This window comes from Pseudomonas sp. FP603, assembly GCF_030687415.1.
Lineage (GTDB): Bacteria > Pseudomonadota > Gammaproteobacteria > Pseudomonadales > Pseudomonadaceae > Aquipseudomonas > Aquipseudomonas wuhanensis.
The window spans coordinates 5,620,001-5,645,339 of record NZ_CP117431.1 but is presented as its reverse complement, the minus strand read 5'-3'; the positions used below and the strand labels follow the sequence as shown (position 1 = coordinate 5,645,339).

At 58.4% G+C, this 25,339-nt stretch carries 22 protein-coding genes; 21 read left to right on the top strand and 1 reads right to left on the bottom strand.

The annotated features are described in order from the left end of the window. The first annotated feature begins 190 nt into the window (after positions 1 to 190). The 21 genes from pyrH (at position 191) to ispD (ending at position 24,341) form a co-directional block, all read left to right on the top strand. Positions 191 to 934, top strand: coding sequence for a UMP kinase (gene pyrH, locus PSH65_RS26155; RefSeq protein ID WP_003172271.1), 744 nt, complete (start codon positions 191 to 193; stop codon positions 932 to 934). Then, entirely contained in the window at positions 931 to 1,488 is a 558-nt protein-coding gene (frr, locus tag PSH65_RS26150) for a ribosome recycling factor (protein ID WP_007907979.1), read from the top strand. The genes pyrH and frr overlap by 4 nt, the downstream gene beginning before the upstream one ends. Before the next feature lie 13 nt (positions 1,489 to 1,501). Continuing rightward, entirely contained in the window at positions 1,502 to 2,257 is a 756-nt protein-coding gene (uppS, locus tag PSH65_RS26145) for a polyprenyl diphosphate synthase (protein ID WP_008015050.1), read from the top strand. Beyond that, positions 2,257 to 3,060, top strand: a complete 804-nt coding sequence (locus tag PSH65_RS26140; RefSeq protein ID WP_305423208.1) for a phosphatidate cytidylyltransferase — start codon at positions 2,257 to 2,259, stop codon at positions 3,058 to 3,060. The genes uppS and PSH65_RS26140 overlap by 1 nt, the downstream gene beginning before the upstream one ends. Beyond that, positions 3,057 to 4,247 carry a 1-deoxy-D-xylulose-5-phosphate reductoisomerase gene (ispC, locus tag PSH65_RS26135; protein ID WP_305423207.1) on the top strand — a complete coding sequence of 397 codons (1,191 nt, stop codon included), beginning with the start codon at positions 3,057 to 3,059 and terminating at the stop codon, positions 4,245 to 4,247. Before PSH65_RS26140 ends, ispC begins: the two co-directional genes overlap by 4 nt. Positions 4,248 to 4,299: 52 nt before the next feature. Beyond that, a complete protein-coding gene (rseP, locus tag PSH65_RS26130) occupies positions 4,300 to 5,652 on the top strand; it encodes an RIP metalloprotease RseP (protein WP_305423206.1) in 1,353 nt (450 codons plus the stop codon). A gap of 72 nt (positions 5,653 to 5,724) precedes the next feature. Continuing rightward, on the top strand, positions 5,725 to 8,100 hold the full coding sequence (gene bamA / locus PSH65_RS26125; protein WP_305423205.1) for an outer membrane protein assembly factor BamA: 2,376 nt from the start codon (positions 5,725 to 5,727) through the stop codon (positions 8,098 to 8,100). 45 nt (positions 8,101 to 8,145) lie between these two features. After that, a complete protein-coding gene (locus PSH65_RS26120) occupies positions 8,146 to 8,649 on the top strand; it encodes an OmpH family outer membrane protein (protein ID WP_007907155.1) in 504 nt (167 codons plus the stop codon). A 3-nt stretch (positions 8,650 to 8,652) separates the two neighbouring features. Then, positions 8,653 to 9,708 carry a UDP-3-O-(3-hydroxymyristoyl)glucosamine N-acyltransferase gene (gene lpxD / locus PSH65_RS26115; RefSeq protein ID WP_305423204.1) on the top strand — a complete coding sequence of 352 codons (1,056 nt, stop codon included), beginning with the start codon at positions 8,653 to 8,655 and terminating at the stop codon, positions 9,706 to 9,708. Between the two features lie 109 nt (positions 9,709 to 9,817). Beyond that, positions 9,818 to 10,258, top strand: a complete 441-nt coding sequence (fabZ, locus tag PSH65_RS26110; protein ID WP_007907157.1) for a 3-hydroxyacyl-ACP dehydratase FabZ — start codon at positions 9,818 to 9,820, stop codon at positions 10,256 to 10,258. After that, positions 10,255 to 11,031, top strand: a complete 777-nt coding sequence (lpxA, locus tag PSH65_RS26105; protein WP_095054155.1) for an acyl-ACP--UDP-N-acetylglucosamine O-acyltransferase — start codon at positions 10,255 to 10,257, stop codon at positions 11,029 to 11,031. Before fabZ ends, lpxA begins: the two co-directional genes overlap by 4 nt. A gap of 2 nt (positions 11,032 to 11,033) precedes the next feature. Next, positions 11,034 to 12,161: a lipid-A-disaccharide synthase gene (lpxB, locus tag PSH65_RS26100; protein ID WP_007907162.1), complete on the top strand. Its 1,128-nt coding sequence runs from the start codon at positions 11,034 to 11,036 to the stop codon at positions 12,159 to 12,161. Further along, positions 12,161 to 12,802 carry a ribonuclease HII gene (gene rnhB, locus PSH65_RS26095; RefSeq protein WP_305423202.1) on the top strand — a complete coding sequence of 214 codons (642 nt, stop codon included), beginning with the start codon at positions 12,161 to 12,163 and terminating at the stop codon, positions 12,800 to 12,802. The genes lpxB and rnhB overlap by 1 nt, the downstream gene beginning before the upstream one ends. Before the next feature lie 82 nt (positions 12,803 to 12,884). Further along, entirely contained in the window at positions 12,885 to 16,406 is a 3,522-nt protein-coding gene (dnaE, locus tag PSH65_RS26090) for a DNA polymerase III subunit alpha (RefSeq protein WP_305423201.1), read from the top strand. Between the two features lie 151 nt (positions 16,407 to 16,557). Further along, positions 16,558 to 17,505 (top strand): acetyl-CoA carboxylase carboxyltransferase subunit alpha, encoded by a 948-nt coding sequence (locus PSH65_RS26085; protein WP_052966371.1) that lies wholly within the window; start codon positions 16,558 to 16,560, stop codon positions 17,503 to 17,505. A gap of 148 nt (positions 17,506 to 17,653) precedes the next feature. Further along, entirely contained in the window at positions 17,654 to 18,982 is a 1,329-nt protein-coding gene (gene tilS, locus PSH65_RS26080) for a tRNA lysidine(34) synthetase TilS (protein WP_305423198.1), read from the top strand. A 274-nt stretch (positions 18,983 to 19,256) separates the two neighbouring features. Beyond that, entirely contained in the window at positions 19,257 to 20,888 is a 1,632-nt protein-coding gene (locus tag PSH65_RS26075) for a CTP synthase (protein WP_305423197.1), read from the top strand. Between the two features lie 5 nt (positions 20,889 to 20,893). Beyond that, a complete protein-coding gene (gene kdsA, locus PSH65_RS26070; protein ID WP_008072675.1) occupies positions 20,894 to 21,739 on the top strand; it encodes a 3-deoxy-8-phosphooctulonate synthase in 846 nt (281 codons plus the stop codon). 157 nt (positions 21,740 to 21,896) lie between these two features. Further along, positions 21,897 to 23,186 (top strand): phosphopyruvate hydratase, encoded by a 1,290-nt coding sequence (gene eno / locus PSH65_RS26065; RefSeq protein ID WP_007907175.1) that lies wholly within the window; start codon positions 21,897 to 21,899, stop codon positions 23,184 to 23,186. 172 nt (positions 23,187 to 23,358) lie between these two features. Beyond that, entirely contained in the window at positions 23,359 to 23,637 is a 279-nt protein-coding gene (gene ftsB, locus PSH65_RS26060; RefSeq protein ID WP_007907178.1) for a cell division protein FtsB, read from the top strand. Next, positions 23,634 to 24,341, top strand: a complete 708-nt coding sequence (gene ispD, locus PSH65_RS26055) for a 2-C-methyl-D-erythritol 4-phosphate cytidylyltransferase (protein ID WP_305423196.1) — start codon at positions 23,634 to 23,636, stop codon at positions 24,339 to 24,341. Before ftsB ends, ispD begins: the two co-directional genes overlap by 4 nt. 83 nt (positions 24,342 to 24,424) lie before the next feature. Here the strand turns inward: ispD and PSH65_RS26050 are convergent, their stop codons facing one another. Beyond that, the gene (locus PSH65_RS26050) at positions 24,425 to 25,321 is read right to left on the bottom strand and encodes a LysR substrate-binding domain-containing protein (RefSeq protein ID WP_305423195.1); all 897 of its coding nucleotides are present in this window, start codon (positions 25,319 to 25,321) and stop codon (positions 24,425 to 24,427) included. Positions 25,322 to 25,339: the final 18 nt, after the last annotated feature.

The following is a 25,339-nucleotide window of genomic DNA, read 5'->3' as shown; positions in this document are numbered from 1 at the left end:
CCTGAAGAGGCTGCCCGCTCACGCGCGCAGCCTCTTTTCAGATGGGGTTGCCAATTTTAATTGGTTTCCTTTTGGAACTGGCTTACAAAGCCATGTTCCGATGGCGCTGAAGCAGTGCCAAGCTAGAGTGAACGCCAGCTGTAAACAGCTCGCAAAGAATTTTTAAAATACGCCGCAGGAGAGATTCGCAATGGCTCAGCAGGGCAGTGGTTATCAGGCTCGCTATAAACGCATTCTACTCAAGCTTAGCGGCGAGGCCCTGATGGGCTCGGAAGAGTTCGGGATCGACCCCAAAGTTCTGGATCGCATGGCTCTGGAAGTTGGCCAACTGGTCGGCATCGGTGTTCAGGTCGGTCTGGTGATCGGTGGTGGCAACCTGTTCCGCGGCGCGGCGCTCAGCGCGGCGGGCATGGATCGGGTTACTGGCGACCACATGGGCATGCTGGCCACTGTGATGAACGCCCTGGCGATGCGCGATGCGCTGGAACGTGCCAATATCTCGGCCATCGTGATGTCGGCCATTTCCATGGTTGGCGTGACCGATCACTATGATCGCCGCAAAGCCATGCGTCACCTGAACGCCAAGGAAGTCGTGATTTTCGCGGCCGGTACCGGTAATCCGTTCTTCACCACGGATTCGGCAGCCTGTTTGCGTGCAATCGAAATCGACGCTGACGTCGTGCTCAAGGCAACCAAGGTCGATGGCGTTTACACGGCTGATCCATTCAAAGACCCGCATGCCGAGAAGTTCGATCATCTGACTTATGATGAAGTACTGGATCGCAAGCTGGGCGTGATGGATCTGACGGCCATTTGCCTGTGCCGCGACCACAAGATGCCGTTGCGCGTATTTAACATGAACAAGCCCGGCGCCCTGCTGAACATCGTACATGGCGGCGCTGAAGGGACCCTGATCGAGGAAGGCCAACAATGATCAACGAAATCAAGAAAGACGCTCAAGAGCGCATGAAAAAATCCGTCGAGTCGCTGGCTCACAACTTCGGTCGTATTCGTACGGGTCAGGCCCACCCAAGCATTCTGGAAGGTGTGATGGTTCCGTACTACGGCTCCGACACTCCGATCAAACAGGTGGCGAACATCACCGTTAAAGACGCCCGTACCCTGCAAGTAGTTGCCTTTGAGCGCAACATGCTGGGTGCCGTCGACAAAGCCATCGGTAGCGCGGGTCTGAACCTCAACCCGACCAACCTCGGTGAGTTGTTGCTGATCTCCATGCCGGCCCTGACTGAAGAAACCCGCAAGGGCTTCACCAAGCAGGCTCGCGATGTCGCTGAAGATGCCCGTGTTGCGGTGCGCAACATCCGTCGTGACGCGAACAGCCAGCTCAAGGACCTGGTCAAGGAAAAGGAAATCAGCGAAGACGAAGAGCGTCGCGCTACTGGCGAAATTGATGATCTGACCAAAAAATACGTGGCTGAAATCGACGCGAATTTGGCGCAGAAAGAAAAAGACCTGATGGCCGTATAAGGGTCACGTTTTAATGGATAAGACAAAGCAGACTGCGCCGTCCGCGGTGCCGCGCCATGTCGCGATCATCATGGATGGTAATAATCGCTGGGCGAAAAAACGCTTTATGCCGGGTGTCGCCGGGCATAAAGCAGGCGTGGATGCGGTGCGTGCGGTCATCGAGGTGTGTGCCGAGGCCAAGGTTGAAGTACTGACCCTGTTCGCCTTCTCCAGCGAGAACTGGCAGCGCCCGGCCGATGAGGTCAGTGCCTTGATGGATCTGTTCTTCAAGGCGTTGCGTCGCGAGGCCAAGCGCCTCAACGACAACAACATCAGTTTGCGCATCATTGGCGATCGTTCGCGTTTTCACCCGGAGCTTCAGGCCGCCATGCGCGAAGCCGAGGCGATGACTGTCGGTGCCAACCGCTTTGTCCTGCAGATCGCCGCCAACTATGGCGGTCAGTGGGATATCGCGCAAGCCGCGCAGCGTCTGGCTCGCGAAGTTCAGGCCGGGCATCTGCGTCCGGAGGACATTACCCCAGAGCTGTTACAAACCTGTCTGGCGACCGGCGATCTGCCGCTGCCAGACTTGTGTATCCGTACCGGTGGCGAGCATCGCATCAGTAACTTCCTGCTGTGGCAGCTGGCTTACGCCGAGTTGTACTTCTCCGACCTGTTCTGGCCGGACTTCAAACACGACGCCATGCGCAATGCGCTAGCCGATTTCGCTTCTCGCCAGCGTCGCTTCGGTAAAACGAGCGAGCAGGTCGAGGCTGGAGCCCGGGTTTAATGCTTAAACAACGAATCATCACGGCGCTGATTCTGCTGCCGATTGCCCTGTGCGGGTTTTTCCTGCTCGAAGGGTCCGGTTTTGCGCTGTTCATCGGGCTGGTGGTGACGCTCGGGGCGTGGGAGTGGGCGCGGTTGGCAGGTTTCGCTGCTCAGTCGATTCGCCTTGCCTATGCCGCTGTGGTCGCGTTGATGCTGTTTTTCATGCACATCCTGCCGGGGCTCGCGCCTTGGGTGTTGGGTGCTGCAGTGCTCTGGTGGGGCGTGGCCACGTATCTGGTGCTGACCTATCCACAGTCCAGTCAACATTGGGCCAGTGCTGCCTGCAAACTGGTGATCGGTTTGTTGATTCTGTTGCCGGCCTGGCAAGGCCTGGTTCTGATCAAGCAGGAACCCTTGGGTAACTGGCTGATCATGGCCGTAATGGTGCTGGTCTGGGGTGCCGATATTGGTGCGTACTTTTCCGGTCGGGCCTTCGGCAAACGCAAGTTGGCGCCCCAGGTCAGCCCTGGCAAGAGCTGGGAAGGCGTATACGGCGGCTTGCTGGTGAGTCTGGTGATTACCGCAATCGTCGGTTTTGTGCGGGACTGGAGTTTCGCTCAGATGCTGATGGGCCTGTTCGGTGCCGCAATTATCGTATTCATTTCAGTGGTCGGCGACCTCACCGAAAGCATGTTCAAGCGCCAGTCGGGGATCAAGGACAGCAGTAATCTGCTGCCCGGCCACGGCGGCGTGCTGGACCGCATCGACAGCCTGACGGCAGCGATTCCGGTATTCGCAGTGCTGCTGTGGATGGCAGCATGAGCCGCCCACAACAGATTACCGTGCTGGGAGCGACCGGTTCGATTGGCCTGAGCACCCTCGACGTCATTGCCCGTCATCCCGAGCGTTATCAGGTTTTCGCCTTGAGCGGTTTCACTCGTTTGAGTGAGTTGCTGGCACTGTGTGCGCGTCATTCGCCGCGCTTCGCCGTCGTGCCGGAATCTGGCGCTGCCTCAAGGTTGCAGGACGATTTGCGCGCAGCCGGTCTGTCGACCCGCGTTCTGGTAGGGGAGGAGGGCTTGTGTCAGGTCGCCTCCGATCCGGAAGTCGATGCGGTGATGGCGGCCATCGTCGGTGCGGCGGGCTTGCGTCCGACCCTGGCGGCGGTCGAGGCCGGCAAGAAGATTCTTCTGGCCAATAAAGAAGCGCTGGTGATGTCCGGTGCGCTGTTCATGCAGGCCGTGCGCAAAAGCGGTTCGGTGCTGCTGCCGATCGACAGCGAGCACAACGCGATTTTCCAGTGCATGCCACAGGATTTCGCTCGTGGACTTGGTGCGGTCGGTGTGCGTCGGATTTTACTGACAGCCTCTGGCGGACCGTTCCGGCAGACACCCATGGCCGAACTGGCGCATGTTTCTCCCGAGCAAGCGTGTGCGCACCCGAATTGGACCATGGGGCGCAAGATTTCGGTGGATTCGGCCAGCATGATGAACAAAGGGCTCGAGCTGATCGAAGCCTGCTGGCTGTTCGACGCCACGCCGTCCCAGGTCGAAGTGGTGATTCACCCGCAGAGCGTGATTCATTCGCTGGTCGACTACATCGATGGTTCGGTATTGGCGCAGTTGGGCAATCCGGACATGCGCACGCCGATCGCCAATGCCCTGGCCTGGCCAGAGCGAATCGACTCGGGCGTTGCGCCGCTGGACCTGTTTGCCATCGCTCGCCTGGATTTCCAGGCGCCCGATGAGGAGCGTTTCCCTTGCCTGCGCCTTGCGCGTCAAGCCGCCGAGGCTGGCAACAGTGCGCCGGCCATGCTCAATGCCGCGAATGAGGTGGCTGTGGCGGCGTTTCTCGACGGACGGGTTCGCTACCTGGAAATCGCGAGTATTATCGAGGAAGTGTTGAACCTCGAGCCTGTGGTTGCGGTAGATGATCTCGAGGCAGTGTTTACGGCTGATGCGAAAGCACGGGTACTGGCCGGGCAATGGTTGAGCCGTCACGGGCGATAAGTGCTGCAATACGTTGCCCCATGCAGCACTGATAGGATTGCGGAGAAAGTACATGAGCGCGCTCTATATGATTGTCGGCACCCTGGTAGCGCTGGGTGTGCTGGTCACCTTCCACGAATTCGGCCATTTCTGGGTCGCGCGTCGCTGTGGGGTCAAAGTGCTGCGTTTCTCCGTGGGCTTCGGCATGCCGCTGCTGCGCTGGCACGACAGTAAAGGCACTGAATTCGTGGTCGCGGCCATCCCGTTGGGTGGCTACGTGAAGATGCTCGATGAGCGCGAAGGCGAGGTCCCGGCCGATCAGGTCGATCAATCCTTCAATCGCAAATCTGTCCGTCAACGCATCGCCATCGTCGCGGCCGGCCCGATCGCCAACTTTCTATTGGCCTTGGTGTTTTTCTGGGCGTTGGCCATGCTGGGCAGCGAGCAGGTGCGGCCGGTTATCGGTGCGGTCGAGTCCGGCAGTATTGCCTCCAAGGCAGGTTTGAGCCCTGGCCAGGAAATTATGGCCATCGATGGCGAGCCAACCTCCGGCTGGGCCGCGGTGAACCTGCAACTGATCCGCCGTCTGGGTGAGAGCGGTTCCCTTCAATTGCTGGTCCGCGAACAGGGCTCCACGGTGGACTCTCCCCGTGAGTTGGTGCTGGACAAGTGGCTCAAGGGGGCCGAGGAGCCAGATCCGATTCGCTCGCTGGGTATTCGTCCTTGGCGTCCGGCGTTGCCTCCAGTCCTGGCCGAGTTTGATCCGAAAGGGCCGGCGAAGGCTGCGGGCCTGAAGCCGGGTGACCGCTTGTTGGCCCTTGATGGCAAGGCGCTGGACGACTGGCAGCAGGTAGTCGACATCGTCCGTATGCATCCGGATACCAAAATCATGCTGCGCGTGGAGCGCGATGGTGCTCAAATCGACGTCCCTGTGACGTTGGCCGCACGCGGCGAGAGCAAGTCACCCAATGGTTATCTGGGTGCCGGGGTGAAAGCGGTCGAATGGCCGCCAGAGATGATTCGCGAAGTCAGTTACGGTCCGGTGGCTGCGATTGGCGAGGGTGCCCGACGCACCTGGACCATGAGTGTACTGACCCTCGATTCGCTCAAGAAAATGTTGTTCGGTGAGCTCTCGGTAAAAAACTTGAGTGGACCGATAACCATTGCTAAAGTGGCGGGCGCTTCTGCCCAGTCGGGCGTCGCTGATTTCCTGAATTTCCTTGCTTATCTGAGTATTAGCCTGGGGGTTCTGAATTTGTTGCCCATTCCTGTACTGGATGGGGGACATTTGTTGTTTTATCTGATCGAGTGGGCGCGTGGTCGTCCCTTGTCGGATCGGGTGCAAGGTTGGGGGATACAGATCGGTATCAGTTTGGTGGTCGGGGTGATGTTACTTGCTCTGGTCAATGATCTGGGTCGACTGTAACGCTTCGCTGAATTGCGAATCTGCCGCATTTTGCGGCAGTTTTTATTGCCAGTTGGAATAAGAAAGGACTTCATGAAACGTCTGCTGCTAACTGCGGTTCTCACCGTATTGATGATCGCCGAAGTTCACGCCGAGTCCTTCACTATCTCTGATATTCGCGTCAATGGCCTCCAGCGGGTCTCCGCGGGTAGCGTCTTTGGTGCCTTGCCGTTGAACGTCGGCGAACAGGCGGATGATCGTCGCCTGGTGGAATCCACTCGTGCGTTGTTCAAAACCGGTTTCTTTCAGGATATCCAGCTGGGTCGCGATGGCAACGTCCTCGTCATCACTGTAGTCGAGCGTCCGTCGGTCGCCAGTATCGAGATCGAAGGCAACAAGGCGATCTCCACTGAAGACCTGATGAAGGGCCTCAAACAATCCGGTCTGGCCGAAGGCGAGATCTTCCAGCGCGCCACCCTTGAAGGTGTGCGTAACGAGCTGCAGCGTCAATACGTCGCTCAGGGCCGTTACTCGGCCACCGTCGATACCGAAGTGGTGCCGCAGCCGCGTAACCGCGTGGGCCTGAAGGTCAACATCAACGAAGGCACCGTTGCGGCTATCCAGCACATCAACGTGGTGGGTAACACGGTCTTCCCTGATGAAGACCTGATCGACCTGTTCGAACTCAAGACCAGCAACTGGCTGTCGTTCTTCAAGAACGATGACAAGTACGCTCGTGAAAAACTCTCCGGTGACCTGGAGCGTCTGCGTTCCTACTATCTGGATCGCGGCTATATCAATATGGATATTGCTTCGACCCAGGTGTCCATCACCCCGGACAAGAAACACGTCTACATCACTGTCAACGTCAACGAAGGCGAGAAGTACACCGTTCGTGACGTCAAGCTCAGCGGCGACCTGAAAGTGCCTGAAGACCAGGTCAAGTCCCTGCTGCTGGTTCAAAAAGGCCAGGTGTTCTCGCGCAAGCTGATGACCACCACGTCCGAACTGATCACCCGTCGCCTGGGTAACGAGGGTTACACCTTCGCCAACGTCAACGGCGTGCCTCAGCCTCACGATGAAGACCACACGGTCGACATCACGTTCGCTGTCGATCCGGGCAAGCGTGCTTACGTGAACCGCATCAACTTCCGTGGCAACACCAAGTCCGAAGACGAAGTGCTGCGCCGTGAAATGCGTCAGATGGAAGGTGGTTGGGCTTCGACTTACCTGATCGATCAATCCAAGACGCGTCTGGAACGTCTGGGCTTCTTCAAGGAAGTCAACGTCGAAACGCCGGCCGTACCCGGTGTCGACGATCAGGTTGATGTGAACTACAGCGTTGAAGAACAGGCGTCCGGTTCGATTACCGCCAGCGTCGGTTTCGCCCAGAGTGCCGGTTTGATCCTCGGTGGTTCGATCACCCAGAACAACTTCCTCGGTACCGGTAACCGAGTCAGCGTCGGCTTGACCCGCAGTGAATACCAGAGCCGCTATAACTTCGGTTATGTCGACCCCTACTGGACTGCTGACGGTGTGAGCCTGGGTTACAACGCGTTCTATCGCACCACCGACTACGACGACCTCGATGTCGACGTGGCCAGCTATGCCGTTGACAGCCTGGGTGCGGGCGTGAGCGTCGGCTACCCGATCAGCGAGACTTCGCGTCTGACCTTCGGCCTGACCGCGCAACAAGACAAGATCAAGACGGGTCGCTACACCGTTGATGAGATTTTCGACTTCGTTAACCAGGAAGGCGACAACTACCTGAACTTCAAGGCCTCGGCCGGTTGGTCCGAGTCCACGCTGAACAAAGGTGTATTGGCAACCCGTGGTCGTTCCCAGAGCCTGACTCTGGAAGCCACCACCCCTGGCAGTGACTTGTCGTTCTTCAAACTCGATTACCGTGGCCAGTTGTTCCAGCCATTGTCTGAAAACTACACAATGCGCCTGCACACTGAACTGGGTTACGGCGATGGTTACGGTTCTACCGACGGCCTTCCGTTCTATGAGAACTACTATGCTGGTGGTTTCAACTCGGTTCGTGGCTTCAAGGACAGTACCCTTGGTCCTCGCAGTACACCAAGCCAGGGCACTAACCCGGGTACTCTAAGAGACCCGGACCAGGATCCACTGCCATTCGGTGGTAATGTCCTGATCCAGGGCGGTGTTGAGGTTCTGTTCCCTCTGCCGTTCGTCAAGGATCAGCGTTCCCTGCGTACTTCGGTATTCTGGGACGTAGGTAACGTGTTCGACTCGACGTGCAAAGAAACCAGGAACGCTGACGGTTCGAAGTCCAATACGCAGTGCAACGACATTAGCCTGAGCAACATGGCCAGTTCCGTTGGTATCGGCGTGACATGGGTTACCGCGCTCGGTCCTTTGAGCTTCGCATTGGCGATGCCGGTCAAGAAACCGGATGACGCTGAGACTCAAGTGTTCCAATTCTCCCTCGGCCAGACGTTCTAAGCGTCTGACCCAAGATAACGACAATGGATTTTGTAGGAGTGCATCGTGCGTAAGTTGACTCAATTGGTTCTCCTGGCGACCGTACTGGTAGCAGGCCCGGCTTTTGCCGACATGAAAATCGCCGTTCTGAACTATCAGATGGCCCTGCTGGAATCCGATGCGGCGAAGAAATACGCCGTGGATGCCGAGAAAAAGTTCGGCCCGCAACTGACCAAGCTCAAAAGCCTGGAAAGCAGCGCCAAGGGTATCCAGGACCGTCTGATGGCTGGTGGCGACAAAATGCAGCAAGGCGAGCGTGAACGTCTGGAACTCGAATTCAAGCAAAAGGCCCGTGATTTCCAGTTCCAGTCCAAGGAACTGAACGAAGCCAAGGCCGTTGCCGACCGTGAAATGCTGAAACAGCTCAAGCCGAAACTGGACAGCGCTGTGGAAGAAGTCATCAAGAAAGGTGCTTTTGACCTGGTCTTCGAGCGTGGCGCAGTGATTGATGTCAAGCCTCAGTACGACATCACTCGCCAGGTTATCGAGCGCATGAATCAGCTGAAGTAACCCATGACAGCGACTATAAAGCTCGGCCAGTTGGCAGAGTTCCTCGGCGCCACCTTACGTGGCGACCCGAAGAAAGAAATTACTGGGCTAGCCACTTTGCAAGAGGCTGGCCCAGCTCAGTTGAGCTTTCTGGCAAATCCTCAATACCGTAAATACCTGGCTGACAGCCAGGCCGCAGCTGTTTTGCTGAAGGCCGCTGACGCTGAAGGTTTTGCCGGTGATGCATTGGTGGTGCCGGATCCATACCTGGCCTACGCGCGCGTTTCCCATCTGTTCGATCCCAAGCCCAAGGCGCTTGCCGGTATTCATCCGACAGCGGTGGTGGCAGTGGATGCAGTGGTCGACCCGGCGGCGAGCATCGGTGCTTTTGCGGTGATCGAAAGTGCAGCGCGTATTGGCGCAGGTGTGACCGTTGGGGCTCATTGCTTCATCGGTGCGCGTTGCGAAATCGGCGAGGGCGGCTGGTTGGCCCCGCGTGTCACGCTGTATCACGATGTGCGCATCGGCAAACGGGTGGTGATTCAGTCTGGTGCCGTGCTCGGCGGTGAAGGCTTCGGTTTTGCCAACGAGAAAGGCGTCTGGCAGAAAATCGCCCAGATTGGTGGTGTTTCGATCGGCGATGACGTGGAAATAGGCGTAAATACGGCTATCGATCGCGGCGCACTGGCCGATACCGTTATCGGCAATGGTGTGAAGCTCGACAACCAGATTCAGATTGCTCACAACGTCCAGGTCGGTGACCACACCGCCATGGCCGCCTGTGTGGGGATCTCCGGCAGCACCAAAATCGGCAAGCATTGCATGCTCGCCGGTGGCGTAGGGTTGGTGGGGCATATCGAGATTTGCGACAACGTTTTCCTGACCGGGATGACCATGGTGACCCACTCGATTACCGAGCCGGGTTCCTATTCTTCCGGAACGGCGATGCAACCGGCAGCCGAATGGCGCAAAAGCGCGGCACGTATCCGTCAGCTCGATGACATCGCGCGACGTCTGCGACAGCTGGAAAAGCGTGTAGGGGACGTGACCCCTGACGGTAATGCTTCATCAGATGGCTGATACCATTTCCATATCAAGTGTGCACAGCCGCTAGACTGCCTCCTTGATTTGCTAGAGGAGTGCGCGTCAGTCGCGCGCTCCCAATCTTTACATAGGCTTCCCCCCCGAAATGATGGACATCAACGAGATTCGCGAATACCTGCCTCACCGTTACCCGTTCCTGCTGGTGGACCGGGTCGTGGATCTGGATGTGGAAGGCAAGCGCATCCGCGCCTACAAGAATGTCAGCATCAACGAGCCATTCTTCAATGGTCACTTTCCTGCGCATCCAATCATGCCGGGCGTATTGATCATCGAAGCGATGGCTCAGGCTGCCGGGATCCTTGGTTTCAAAATGCTCGACGTGAAGCCTGCCGACGGCACGCTGTATTACTTCGTCGGCTCTGACAAGCTGCGCTTCCGCCAGCCCGTGCTGCCAGGCGACCAGCTGATCTTGGAAGCCAAGTTCCTGAGCTGCAAGCGTCAGATCTGGAAGTTCGAGTGCCAGGCTTCGGTCGATGGCAAGCCAGTCTGCTCCGCTGAAATCATCTGCGCGGAACGCAAACTATGAGTTTGATTGACCCTCGCGCAATCATCGATCCGACGGCCGTTCTGGCCGACGACGTCGAAGTCGGCCCTTGGTCGATCATCGGCGCAGGTGTGGAAATCGGCGAGGGGACAGTGATCGGGCCGCATGTGATTCTCAAGGGCCCGACCCGAATCGGTAAGCACAACCGCATCTACCAGTTTTCTTCGGTAGGCGAGGACACGCCCGATCTGAAATACAAAGGCGAAGAAACCCGTCTGGTCATCGGTGACCATAACGTCATTCGCGAAGGCGTGACGATTCACCGCGGGACCGTTCAGGATCGTTCGGAAACGACCCTGGGCGATCACAACCTGATCATGGCCTATGCCCACATCGGTCACGACAGCGTTATCGGTAACCACTGTATTCTGGTCAACAACACCGCGTTGGCGGGCCATGTGCACGTTGAAGACTGGGCGATCCTGTCCGGTTTTACCCTGGTTCACCAGTATTGCCACATTGGCGCCCACAGCTTTTCCGGCATGGGCACTGCCATTGGCAAGGACGTTCCAGCCTACGTCACGGTATTCGGCAACCCGGCCGAAGCCCGCAGCATGAATTTCGAAGGCATGCGCCGTCGCGGTTTCAGCGAAGATGCAATCCACGCGCTGCGTCGTGCCTACAAGGTGGTTTACCGCCAGGGCCTGACGGTCGAACAGGCGCTGGCCGAGCTGGCGGAACCCTCGCTTCAGTTCCCGGAAGTCGCGGTGTTCCGTGACTCTATCCAGTCTTCGACCCGCGGCATCACCCGTTAACCATGGCCAATTTGCGTATTGCGCTGGTGGCGGGAGAGGCTTCCGGTGACATTCTGGGTGCGGGTCTCATGCGCGCGCTGAAGGCTCGGCATCCAGCAGTCGAGTTCATCGGTGTCGGCGGTCCGCTGATGCAGGCCGAAGGCCTGACCTCGTATTTCCCGATGGAACGCCTGTCTGTCATGGGCTTGGTGGAAGTGCTGGGCCGTTTGCGTGAGCTGTTGGCGCGTCGCAAGAAACTGGTCGCGGACCTGATCGCCGAGAAGCCGGACGTGTTCATCGGTATCGATGCCCCGGACTTCAACCTCAATATCGAACTCAAGCTGCGTCAGGCCGGGATCAAGACCGTGCATTACGTCAGCCCGTCGGTCTGGGCCTGGCGACAGAAGCGGGTGCTGAAGATTCGCGAAGGTTGCGACCTGATGCTGACGCTGTTCCCGTTCGAAGCTAAATTTTATGAAGAGAAGGGTGTGCCGGTGCGGTTTGTCGGCCATTCCCTGGCCGATGCGATTCCGCTTGAGGCTGATCGCGCCGCAGCGCGGGCCGAACTTGGTTTGCCGGACGGGCCGCTGGTCGCCCTGATGCCGGGCAGCCGTGGCGGTGAGGTCGGGCGCCTTGGTGCGCTGTTCCTCGACACCGCCCAGCGCTTGCGGGCCATGCGTCCGGGCGTACGGTTCGTCATGCCATGCGCGAGCCCACAGCGCCGGGCGCAGCTTGAAGAGCTGCTGGCCGGTCGCGATCTGCCGCTGACCTTGCTCGACGGCAAATCCCATCTGGCCCTGGCTGCTTGCGACGCGGTGTTGATCGCTTCGGGCACGGCTACGCTGGAAGCATTGTTGTACAAGCGACCGATGGTGGTCGCTTATCGCTTGGCACCGCTGACGTTCTGGATTCTTAAACGGATGGTGAAGAGTCCCTACGTCTCCTTGCCGAATCTTCTGGCCCAGCGTTTGCTGGTGCCGGAGTTGTTGCAGGACGATGCGACGGTTGAAGCCTTGGCCCAGACCCTGTCGCCACTGATCGAAGGTGGCCAGGAACAGACCCGAGGCTTTGACGAAATCCACCGAACCCTGCGCTTGGACGCCTCCAATCAGGCAGCGGATGCGGTACTGAACCTGATTGGCAGAGCATAATGAGCAAAGCAAGCAAACAGCTGGGCCTGGATTTTATGCTGGTCGATGAACTTGAAGATCTGGTGGCAGGTGTCGATGAAGTCGGTCGCGGCCCGCTGTGTGGCGCCGTGGTGACGGCGGCAGTGATCCTCGATCCGAGCCGCCCCATCCTGGGCCTCAACGACTCGAAGAAGCTCACCGAAGCTCGCCGTGATGCGCTTTACGACGAAATCTGCGAAAAGGCCCTGAGTTGGTATGTCGCTCGCGCTGAAGTAGAAGAAATCGACGAACTGAACATTCTTCACGCCACCATGCTGGCCATGCAGCGTGCCGTCGAAGGGCTGCACATTCAGCCGAAACTGGCGATGATCGACGGCAACCGTTGCCCGAAGCTCTCGATGCGTGCGGAAGCGGTGATCCAGGGCGATGGCAAGGTACCGGCCATTGCTGCCGCTTCAATTCTGGCCAAGGTCAGTCGTGATCGAGAAATGGCGGCATTCGAACTGATTTATCCGGGTTACGGGATCGGCGGCCATAAAGGCTACCCGACACCCGTTCATCTGGAAGCGCTGGCCCGCTTGGGGCCGACCCCAATCCATCGCCGCTCGTTCGCCCCGGTACGCTTGGCGTATGAAGCGCGGGAAAACCTGATCGAGAGTTAGTCGCAGGCTGATGTTTTACTCAAGGCCCGGTACAATCCGGGCCTTGTTGTCTTCACGTTTCTAGTTTCTAGACAGGATCACTATGCCGGCTTCATTCGTTCATCTACGCCTGCACACTGAATATTCCCTGGTCGACGGTCTGGTGCGGATCAAGCCGCTGGTCAAGACCCTGGTCGGCATGAACATGCCTGCCGTGGCGGTCACCGACCAGAACAACATGTGTTCCCTGGTCAAATTCTATAAAGCCGCCATGGGCGCGGGGATCAAGCCGATCTGCGGCGCCGACCTGTGGCTGTCGAACAAGGATCCGGACAACCCCTTGAGCCGGATCAGTCTGCTGGCGATGAACGCCGTGGGTTATCGCAACCTCACCGAACTGATCTCCCGCGGTTTCATCGACGGCCAGCGCAATGGCTCGGTCATCATCGAGCGCGAGTGGGTGGCCGAAGCCAGCGAAGGCTTGATCATGCTGTCGGCGGCGAAAGAGGGCGAAATCGGTCTGGCCATGCTCAGCGGCAACCCGGACGAAGCCGAAACCCTGGCGCGCGAATGGATGGCGGTGTTCCCGGATCGTTTCTATCTGGAAGTCCAGCGCACCAGCCGCCCCAATGACGAAGAGCAACTGCACGGTGCCGTGGCCCTGGCGGCGAAAATCGGCGCGCCGCTGGTGGCGACCAACGACGTGCGCTTCATCAAGCAGGAAGACTTCGAGGCCCACGAAACCCGCGTTTGCATCGGTGAAGGCCGCGCCCTCGACGATCCGCGGCGTTCGAAGAATTACAGCGATCAGCAATACCTCAAAAGCGCCGAGGAAATGGCCGAGCTGTTCAGCGACCTGCCCGAGGCGCTGGAAAACACCGTCGAGATCGCCAAGCGCTGCAACATCGACGTGAAACTGGGCAAGCACTTCCTGCCCAACTTCCCGATTCCCGATGGCATGACCATCGACGAGTACTTTCGCAAGGTTTCCTTCGACGGTCTGGAAGAGCGCCTCACCGTTCTGCTGCCCAAGGACACCACTGAAGACTACGAAGCCAAGCGCCAGGTCTACGTCGACCGGTTGAATTTCGAGCTGGATATCATCATCCAGATGGGCTTCCCCGGTTACTTCCTGATCGTGATGGACTTTATCCAGTGGGCCAAGAATAACGGCGTGCCGGTAGGTCCGGGGCGTGGGTCGGGTGCCGGGTCGTTGGTGGCCTATGTGCAGAAGATCACCGACCTCGACCCGTTGGAATATGACCTGCTGTTCGAACGTTTCCTTAACCCGGAACGGGTTTCCATGCCCGACTTCGACGTCGACTTCTGCATGGACGGCCGTGACCGGGTCATCGATTACGTAGCCGAGAAATACGGTCGCAACGCGGTAAGCCAGATCATCACCTTCGGTTCCATGGCGGCGAAAGCGGTGGTCCGTGACGTGGCGCGGGTGCAGGGCAAGTCTTACGGCCTGGCGGATCGTCTGTCGAAGATGATTCCGTTCGAAGTCGGCATGACCCTGGAAAAAGCCTACGAGCAGGAAGAAATCCTGCGCGACTTCATCAAGGTCGATGAAGAAGCCGCGGAAATCTGGGAAATGGCGCGCAAGCTTGAAGGTGTTGTGCGTAACGTCGGCAAGCACGCCGGTGGTGTGGTGATCGCGCCGACCAAGCTGACCGACTTCTCGCCGATTTATTGCGATGAAGCGGGCGATGGCCTGGTAACCCAGTTCGACAAGGACGACGTCGAGGCTGCCGGTCTGGTGAAGTTCGACTTCCTTGGTCTGCGGACCCTGACGATCATCGACTGGGCGCTGAAAACCATCAACCGCGACCGCGCCAAGGTCAACGAGCCGCCGCTGGATATCGCCTTTATCCCGCTGGACGACAAACCGACTTACACGCTGCTGCAAAAAGCCGAAACCACCGCGGTGTTCCAGCTCGAGTCGCGCGGCATGAAAGAGCTGATCAAAAAGCTCAAGCCCGACTGCCTGGAAGACTTGATCGCACTGGTGGCCCTGTTCCGTCCGGGCCCGTTGCAATCGGGCATGGTGGACGACTTCATCAACCGTAAGCACGGTCGCGCGGAACTCGCGTACCCGCACTCGGATTACCAGTACGAAGGCCTCAAGCCAGTCCTGGCGCCGACTTACGGCATCATCCTGTATCAGGAACAGGTGATGCAGATTGCCCAGGTCATGGCAGGCTACACCCTTGGCGGTGCAGACATGCTGCGTCGAGCCATGGGTAAGAAAAAGCCCGAAGAAATGGCCAAGCAACGTGGCGGTTTCATTGAAGGTTGCGCCACCAACAATATCGACGCCGACCTGGCCGGTAACATCTTCGACCTGGTAGAAAAATTCGCCGGTTACGGCTTCAACAAATCCCACTCCGCCGCGTACGGTCTGGTGTCGTACCAGACCGCGTGGCTGAAAGCCCACTACCCGGCGCCGTTCATGGCTGCGGTACTGTCGGCGGATATGCACAATACCGACAAGGTCGTGACCTTGATCGAAGAAGTGCGGACCATGAAGCTGCGCCTCGACGCACCGGACGTGAACACCTCGGAGTTCAAGTTCACGGTGAACGACGAAGGCCGGATTATTTACGGATTGGGCGCGATCAAGGGTGTTGGCGAGGGCCCGGTCGAAGCGATCACCGAGGCGCGTCAGGAAGGCCCGTTCAAGGATCTCTTTGATTTCTGCGCCCGGGTTGATCTCAAGCGCATTAACAAGCGCACCCTGGATGGTTTGATCCGCAGTGGCGCGCTGGATCGTCTTGGTCCGTACTTCCACGATGAGCCGAAAGCCTATCAGGCCAACATCGACCGCAACCGGGCGGTCTTGCTGAACGCCATGGAAGGGGCGATCAAGGCTGCCGAACAAACCGCTCGCACCCACGACAGTGGTCATGCCGATCTGTTTGGCGGCCTGTTCGTCGAGGAAGACGCCGATGTTTATGTCAACCACCGCAAGGCCAAGGAACTGACCCTCAAGGAACGCCTGAAAGGGGAGAAAGACACCCTGGGCCTGTACCTGACCGGTCACCCGATCGACGAATACGAAGGCGAGATTCGTCGCTTCGCCCGTCAGCGCATCATCGACCTGAAGCCGGCTCGCGATACCCAGACGGTCGCGGGCATGATCATCGCCCTGCGAGTGATGAAGAACAAAAAGGGCGACAAGATGGGTTTCATCACCCTCGACGACCGCTCCGGGCGGATCGAAGCCTCGCTGTTCGCCGACGCCTTCCATTCCGCGCAGTCGCTGTTGCAGACCGACGCGATGGTGGTGGTCGAAGGCGAAGTCAGCAATGACGACTTCTCTGGCGGCCTGCGGCTGCGGGTCAAGCGGGTGATGAGCATGGAAGATGCGCGCACCAACCTGGCCGAAAGCCTGCGCCTGAAATTGCACACCAAGGATTTGAAGGGCGATCAGCTACGCTGGCTGGGTGAGTTGTTCAAGCGCCACCGCGGCGCGTGCCCGATCACCATGGAGTACACCAGTCCCGATGCGAAGGCCTTGTTGCAGTTCGGCGAGACTTGGCGGATCGATCCGGCGGATGCCTTGATTCAAGCCCTGCGTGACCAGTTCGGGCGAGACAACGTCTTCCTCCAATACCGTTGACGGTCAGGTGCCATTCCTTACCATTGGAACGCGCCTGATCCCGACCCGAATTTTTAATCTCGACCTGAACGCGCCTGTCCCTTAAGGTAGGGCGCGAATAGACAACCGGCCGGCCCAAGCTCTCTTGGAGGTCGACCCAAGACGGACGCCTATGAACCCGAATTTTCTAGATTTCGAACAGCCGATCGCCGACCTGCAAGCCAAGATCGAAGAGTTGCGCTTGGTCGGTAATGACAATTCGCTGAATATCGGCGATGAGATCTCCCGCCTGCAGGACAAGAGCAGCACGCTGACCGAAGACATCTTCGGCAAGCTGACCAGCTGGCAGATCGCACGTCTGGCGCGTCACCCGAAACGTCCTTATACCCTGGACTACATCGAACACATCTTCACCGAGTTCGACGAACTGCACGGCGACCGTCACTTCTCCGACGACGCTGCCATTGTCGGCGGTGTTGCCCGTCTGGACGATCAACCGGTGATGATCATCGGTCACCAGAAAGGCCGCGAAGTGCGCGAGAAGGTTCGCCGTAACTTCGGCATGCCGCGTCCGGAAGGCTACCGCAAAGCGTGCCGCCTGATGGAAATGGCCGAGCGTTTCAAAATGCCGATCCTGACCTTCATCGACACCCCGGGTGCTTACCCAGGCATCGACGCTGAAGAGCGTAACCAGAGCGAAGCAATTGCCTGGAACCTGCGCGTCATGGCTCGCCTGAAAACCCCAATCATCGCCACCGTGATCGGTGAGGGTGGTTCCGGTGGTGCGCTGGCAATCGGCGTCTGCGATCAGCTGAACATGCTGCAATATTCGACCTACGCGGTGATTTCTCCGGAAGGTTGCGCCTCGATTCTGTGGAAAACTTCCGAGAAAGCTCCAGATGCCGCTGAGGCGATGGGCATCACTGCCGAGCGTCTGAAGGGCCTGGGCATTGTCGATAAAGTGATCGGCGAGCCATTGGGCGGCGCTCATCGTGACCCGGCCGCTGCGGCTGCCTCGATCCGCGCCGAACTGAGCTCGCAACTGGCGATGTTGAAGAAGTTCGATAACGAGGCGCTGTTGGCCCGTCGTTACGAGCGTCTGATGAGCTACGGTCTCTGATCTGACGCTGCTTCGGCAAGTGCTGGATAACCAATGTGGGAGCGGGCTTGCTCGCGAAAGCGGTATAACTGACAACCGATGTGTTGAATGTTAAGCCGCTTTCGCGAGCAAGCCCGCTCCCACATTTGATTTGTGCGAAGTGACCGATATGAGCCAGCCTACGATTGATTTGCCAACCAGGCTCCTGCTGAATCTTGCACCTTGGCGCACCGCTACAGCCTGGCGCATTGCCTTCTCCGGTGGTCTCGATTCCACTGTCCTGCTGCACCTTCTCGCACACCTCGCAAAAAACCAATCCTTACCGGCGTTGACCGCCATTCATGTCCACCATGGCCTTCAGGCTGCGGCTGATGCATGGCCGGAACATTGTCAGTCAGTCTGTGATGCGTTGGGAGTGCCGCTAGAGGTCGTGCGTGTTCAGGTTGAACCTGGCGCCAGCCTTGAGCGTGCGGCGCGGGATGCGCGTTATGGCGCCTTCATTGCGGCGACTCATACCGGTGAAGTGCTGCTCACTGGGCAACACCGTGACGATCAGGCGGAAACCCTGTTGTTTCGGCTGATGCGTGGGGCTGGGGTGAGAGGGTTGTCGGGGATGCCGAGCGAGCGTCCTTTGGGCCGGGGGCATCTGCTGCGCCCCTTGCTCGACGTCACTCGCGCCGAGCTTGAGGCCTACGCGACTGAATATCAGTTGAGCTGGATCGAGGATCCGTCGAACCAGGACCGTCAGTTCTCGCGCAATTATCTGCGTCATCAGGTGTTCCCCGTGTTGACCGCGCGCTGGCCGCAAGCGGTGGCGACCATGGCTCGTAGCGCTGCGCATCTGAGTGAAGCGCAGGGGTTGCTCGATGAATTGGCGCAAATCGATCTGGCCCACGCTACCACGGTCAGTGATTTCGATTGGTTGGGTTTGCCGTCGCTGGAGCTGGCACCCCTGGAAAAACTGTCTGATGCGCGCCAGCGCAATGCGTTAAGTCATTGGCTCAAATCGCTGACGACTTTGCCGGACAGTGACCATTGGTCGGGTTGGGAAAATTTGCGCGATGCGACCGGCGATGCGCGTCCGGTCTGGCGGCTGGCGGCGGGTGAATTGCATCGCGCGGGCGGGCGTCTCTGGTGGTTGTCTGGCGGCTGGCTGCGCACTCAGCCATCGCCGGTGTCTTGGGCTGATCCCTCGGTATCACTGGCGTTGCCGGATAACGGCGTACTCATGTTCACCGGTCAGATCCCCGTTGGCCCGCTGCAGATCCGCTATCGTGAGGGGGGCGAGGTCATGAACCTGCCCGATCGCGGCCATCGTGACTTGAAGCGTTTACTCAATGAAAGCGGCATCCCGAGCTTCGCCCGTGGCAGATTGCCGCTGGTCTACAGAGGCGAGCAATTGCTGGCGGTGGCGAACCTGCGGGGGCTAAATGGTGGTGAGCAAGTTGGCTGGTATTTGCATTGGCAGCCTGCGATCGAAGATCAAGGTTTGAGCTGAAAGGGGCTTTCCGGTAGACTACGCTCCCTTCTTGATACAACTTCTGTGGATTCGCCTGAATCGCAGGAGTTGCCGATTACCAAGCAGTCTTTGCTGGGCGATTCCAAAAAATGTGTAGCGAGCAACCTACCGGTGTTTCATCTACCGGTCTGTCCCAACGCGGCGGTTTTTTTGAAAGATGCACTGTGATTAATGCAGGTGATCGGGGGCTTCGGCCTTCCTTCGCTTTCCCCGGCGGCTCGGACCGCTTTAACGCAGACTTCTAGGGTTTTTCATGACGCGCTACATATTCGTCACGGGCGGTGTTGTTTCTTCATTGGGGAAAGGCATTGCCTCGGCTTCATTGGCGGCCATCCTGGAGGCGCGGGGACTTAAGGTCACCATGCTGAAGCTGGACCCGTACATCAACGTTGACCCGGGCACCATGAGCCCGTTCCAGCACGGTGAAGTGTTCGTCACCCACGACGGCGCCGAGACCGACCTGGACCTGGGCCACTACGAGCGGTTCATCCGCACGACCATGACCCAGAACAACAACTTCACCACCGGCCGTGTCTATGAACACGTCCTGCGCAAAGAGCGTCGTGGTGATTACCTGGGCGCAACCATTCAGGTGATCCCGCACATCACCGACGAAATCAAGCGCCGGATCATCAAGGGCGCCGGCGATGCCGACGTGGCCATGGTCGAGATCGGTGGCACCGTGGGTGACATCGAGTCGCAACCGTTCCTCGAAGCGATCCGTCAATTGCGTTTCGAAGTCGGCGCCAAGCGCGCGATGCTGATGCACCTGACGCTGGTGCCGTACATCGCCACGGCCGGCGAAACCAAAACCAAACCAACTCAGCACTCGGTCAAGGAACTGCGTTCCATCGGCTTGCAGCCAGACGTGCTGGTGTGCCGCTCCGATCACCCGATCGACATCTCTTCGCGTCGCAAGATCGCGCAGTTCACCAACGTTGAAGAACGTGCGGTGATCGCGCTGGAAGACGCCGACACCATCTACAAGATCCCGGGCATTCTGCACTCCCAGGGCCTGGATGATTTCGTTGTCGAGCGTTTCGGCCTGCAATGCGACAGCGCCGATCTGTCCGAGTGGGAAGCGGTGGTGGATGCCAAGCTGAACCCGGAACACGAAGTCACCATCGCCATGGTCGGCAAGTACATGGAGCTGCTGGACGCCTACAAGTCGCTGATCGAAGCGATGAGTCACGCCGGCATCAGCAACCGCACCAAGGTCAACCTGCGCTACATCGATTCCGAAGACATCGAAAACCAGGGCACCGCGCTGCTGGAAGGCGTCGACGCGATTCTGGTACCGGGCGGCTTTGGTCTGCGTGGTGTTGAAGGCAAGATCACTGCCGTTCAATACGCTCGCGAAAACAAGGTTCCGTACCTGGGCATCTGCCTGGGCATGCAAGTGGCCGTTATCGAGTTCGCTCGTAACGTCATGGGCTGGAAAGACGCCAACTCCACCGAGTTCGATCGCGCCAGCGGTCACCCGGTCGTGGGTCTGATCACCGAGTGGGAAGATGCCACCGGCGCAGTCGAAACCCGCACCGAAACCTCCGATCTGGGCGGCACCATGCGCCTTGGCGCTCAGGATTGCCTGCTTGAGCCAGGTTCCCTGGTGCACGATTGCTACGCCAAGGATGTGATCGTCGAGCGTCACCGTCATCGCTACGAAGTGAACAACAACCTGCTGCCACAAATCATCGAGGCCGGTCTGAAAATCTCCGGTCGCTCCGGTGATGGCGCGCTGGTTGAAGTGGTCGAAGCGCCGGATCATCCATGGTTCGTCGCTTGCCAGTTCCACCCTGAGTTCACCTCGACACCACGCGATGGTCACCCATTGTTCAGCGGCTTCGTCAAAGCCGCTTTGGCCCAACACCAGAAGAAGGCGTAAACCTGATGGCGCAGAAAATCATCCGCGTAGGCAACATCGAGATTGCCAACGACAAGCCAATGGTGCTGTTCGGCGGCATGAACGTGCTGGAAAGCCGCGACATGGCGATGCAGGTCTGCGAAGAGTACGTAAAGGTCACCGAGAAACTCGGTATCCCTTACGTGTTCAAGGCCAGTTTCGACAAGGCGAACCGTTCTTCTGTGACCTCTTACCGTGGCCCCGGCCTGGAAGAGGGCATGCGGATTTTCCAGGACATCAAGCAAGCCTTTGGCGTGCCGGTCATCACCGACGTCCACGAGCCTGATCAGGCCGCGGTCGTCGCGGAAGTCTGCGACATCATCCAGTTGCCGGCCTTCCTGTCGCGCCAGACCGACCTCGTGGTCGCGATGGCCAAGACCGGCGCGGTGATCAACATCAAGAAAGCCCAGTTCCTTGCGCCTCAGGAAATGAAACACATCCTGAACAAGTGCGTAGAAGCGGGTAACGATCAGTTGATCCTCTGCGAGCGTGGTTCGAGCTTCGGCTACAACAACCTGGTCGTCGATATGCTTGGCTTCGGCATCATGAAGCAGTTCGAATACCCGGTGTTCTTCGACGTGACCCACGCGCTGCAAATGCCCGGCGGTCGCTCCGATTCCGCTGGTGGTCGTCGTGCCCAGGTCACCGACCTGGCCAAGGCCGGCATGAGCCAGTCGCTGGCCGGTCTGTTCCTCGAAGCACACCCGGATCCGGACAACGCCAAATGCGACGGCCCTTGCGCCTTGCGTCTGGACAAACTGGAACCCTTCCTGGCCCAACTCAAAGCACTGGACGAACTGGTGAAGAGTTTTCCGACGGTAGAAACCGCGTAAACCTCAATTCTCCGGTAAAGTACCGCACGATTTAATGCTCAAGCCCTCGGGCTTGAGCCTTATCGTCCGGCAAGCCTGCCCGCTGTCTGTCACTTGCCGACGATAAAAGATTTCCTTCAGCTGCGTCGTTTTCGTCAACTTTGGAGTGTTTACAACAATGGCAAAAATCGTCGACATCAAAGGTCGTGAAGTTCTCGACTCCCGTGGCAATCCCACTGTGGAAGCAGACGTGCTTCTCGATAACGGCATCATCGGCAGCGCTTGCGCGCCATCCGGTGCTTCCACTGGCTCGCGTGAAGCACTCGAGCTGCGTGATGGCGACAAGAGCCGTTACCTGGGCAAAGGCGTTCTGAAAGCCGTCGCCAACATCAACGGTCCGATCCGCGATCTGTTGCTGGGTGCAGACCCAAGCGACCAGAAAGCGCTGGATCACGCGATGATCAAGCTGGACGGCACCGAAAACAAAGCGACCCTGGGCGCCAACGCGATCCTCGCCGTTTCCCTGGCCGCGGCCAAGGCAGCAGCACAGGACCAGGACCTGCCGCTGTACGCGCACATTGCTAACCTGAACGGCACCCCGGGTGTTTACTCGATGCCGGTTCCGATGATGAACATCATCAACGGTGGCGAGCACGCTGATAACAACGTCGACATTCAGGAATTCATGGTTCAGCCGGTAGGCGCCAAGTCTTTCTCGGAAGGTCTGCGCATGGGCACCGAGATTTTCCATCACCTCAAAGCTGTACTGAAGGCCCGTGGTCTGAGCACTGCCGTCGGTGACGAAGGTGGTTTCGCGCCGAACCTTGCCTCCAACGAAGACGCTTTGAAAGTGATCTCCGAAGCCGTGGCCAACGCCGGTTACAAGCTGGGCACCGACGTGACCCTGGCTCTGGACTGCGCAGCTAGCGAATTCTACGAAGACGGCAAGTACAACCTGTCCGGCGAAGGCCAGGTGTTCACCGCTGAAGGTTTCGCCGATTACCTGAAAGGTCTGACCGAGCGTTACCCGATCATCTCCATCGAAGACGGTCTGGACGAGTCCGACTGGGCTGGCTGGAAAATCCTCACCGACAAGATCGGCGAGAAGACTCAGCTGGTGGGTGACGACCTGTTCGTGACCAACACCAAGATCCTGAAAGAAGGCATCGATAAAAAGATCGCCAACTCGATCCTGATCAAGTTCAACCAGATCGGCACCCTGACCGAAACCCTGGAAGCCATCCAGATGGCCAAGGCCGCTGGTTACACCGCCGTAATCTCGCACCGTTCCGGCGAAACCGAAGATTCGACCATTGCCGACCTGGCTGTGGGCACTGCGGCTGGCCAGATCAAGACCGGCTCCCTGTGCCGTTCCGACCGTGTTTCCAAGTACAACCAACTGCTGCGTATCGAAGAGCAGTTGAATGGCAAAGCCAAGTACAACGGTCGCAGCGAGTTCCGCGGCTGATTGCTAAACGGTAAAAAAGACACCGGATTGTGTCGGAAAAATCGCGACAGCGACGGATTTGCCACTAATCTGATGCCTTAAGAGCACAAGCCTGGTTCTTCCAGGCTTCGTGCTATCAGAAGCTTCAAAGTTTTGGCATGGCTGTCTTTTTTCACTGGATACCTGATATTCGATGCGCAGTCCCAATTGGTTGTTCCTCGTCCTGCTCTTGCTGCTGGCTGGCCTGCAGTACCGCCTGTGGGTGGGTAATGGCAGTCTGGCGCAAGTGGCCGAGCTGAAGCAGCAGATTGCGGATCAACACGCCGAGAACGAGGCGTTGCTGGAGCGTAATCGGGTGATGGACGCCGAAGTCAGCGAATTGAAGAAGGGCATGGAGACCGTTGAAGAACGGGCTCGTCATGAGTTGGGCATGGTCAAGGACGGTGAAACCCTTTACCAGTTGGCCCAATGATTAATTCGTTACCGGCCTTCTGGGCCGTGATTCCTGCCGCGGGCGTCGGTGCCCGTATGGCCGCGGACCGCCCCAAGCAATACTTGCAACTGGGCGGGCGCACTATTCTCGAACACAGCCTCGGCTGTTTCCTCGATCACCCTGCCCTGAAAGGGTTGGTGGTCAGTCTTGCAATTGATGATCCTTACTGGCCGAACCTGGCGTGTGCTACTGATCCGCGTATTCAGCGGGTCGAAGGTGGCGCCGAGCGTTCCGGGTCGGTGCTCAATGCCTTGCTGCATCTGCATGCACAAGGCGCTGATGATGAGGATTGGGTGTTGGTTCACGATGCCGCACGACCGAATCTGGCGCGTGATGATCTCGATAAATTGCTCAGTGAGCTGGCCGACGATCCGGTAGGCGGTTTATTGGCGGTGCCTGCGCGCGATACCCTCAAGCGGGTCGACAAGCATGGGCGCGTTCTGGAAACGGTGGATCGCAGTGTGATCTGGCAGGCCTATACGCCTCAAATGTTTCGCCTTGGCGCGTTGCATCGGGCGTTGGCGGACAGTCTGGTGGCGGACGTTGTTGTCACCGATGAAGCCTCGGCCATGGAGTGGTCGGGTCAGGCGCCGCGTCTGATTGAAGGGCGATCCGATAACATCAAGGTCACTCGCCCCGAAGACCTTGAATGGTTGCGGCAGCGTTGGACTAACCGCCGCTAAGTCTTTTCGTGTTCAGGCGGGCCTCCGCCTCGCGAAAGCGGTAGCTGAGGCAATGAACCTGTCATTGACACTCACGGATAGAGCTAACTCCGGTACTCCGGCCGTTCGGCCAACCCTTCCTTCAAGTAATCCACCAACTTGCGCACCTTCGGCGACAGATGCCGTTGCTGCGGATAAAGCGCCCAAACCGCTGTGTTTGGCGGCTGATGGGCTTCCAGCAGCGAAATCAATTCTCCGTTTTTCAGGTATTCCAGGACGTAGTAATCCGGTAACTGACACAACCCAACCCCTTGTAGCGCGGCATCCAACACCGCCTGCCCACTGTTGCAGCGCCAGTTTCCCTGTACGCGCTGGGAAAATTCCCGCCCGTTCTGTTCCAGTTGCCAGATATCCGAGCTGCCGATGAGGCAATTATGGCGACTCAGCTCCGACAAGCTGTGTGGGCGACCATACCGTTCCAGGTAGGACGGCGAGGCGCACAGGTACATGCGCCGTGGTGCCAGGCGTGTGGCGACCAATCTTGAATCCTGCAGGCGGCCGAGGCGGATGGCCAGGTCCAGCCCTTCATGCACCAGATCGAGCGGTCGATTGCTCAGCTCGATGTCGACGCGCAGTTGCGGATACAACCCCATGAAGCGAGTCACCAGAGGCACAATGAATCGTTCGCCGTAGGCCACGGCACAGGTCATGCGCAGCATGCCCTTGGGTTCGCTGGTCAGATCGCCGACAGCGCGCAGTGCTTCTTCGCGACCGTCCTGCAAACGCTGGCAATGCTGCAAAAAGGTTTGCCCGGCCTCGGTCAGCGTGACTCTGCGGGTGCTGCGATAGAGCAAACGGGTTTGCAGGCGCTCTTCCAGTCGTACGATTTGGCGACTGATGTGAGAGGAAGAAACCCCAAGGCGTTCAGCCGCAGCGGTGAATTGGCTGCACTCGGCCACGGCGACGAACTCATCGATGCCTTCCCAGCGGTTTTCGGACATCAGGATTATCCCTGTATG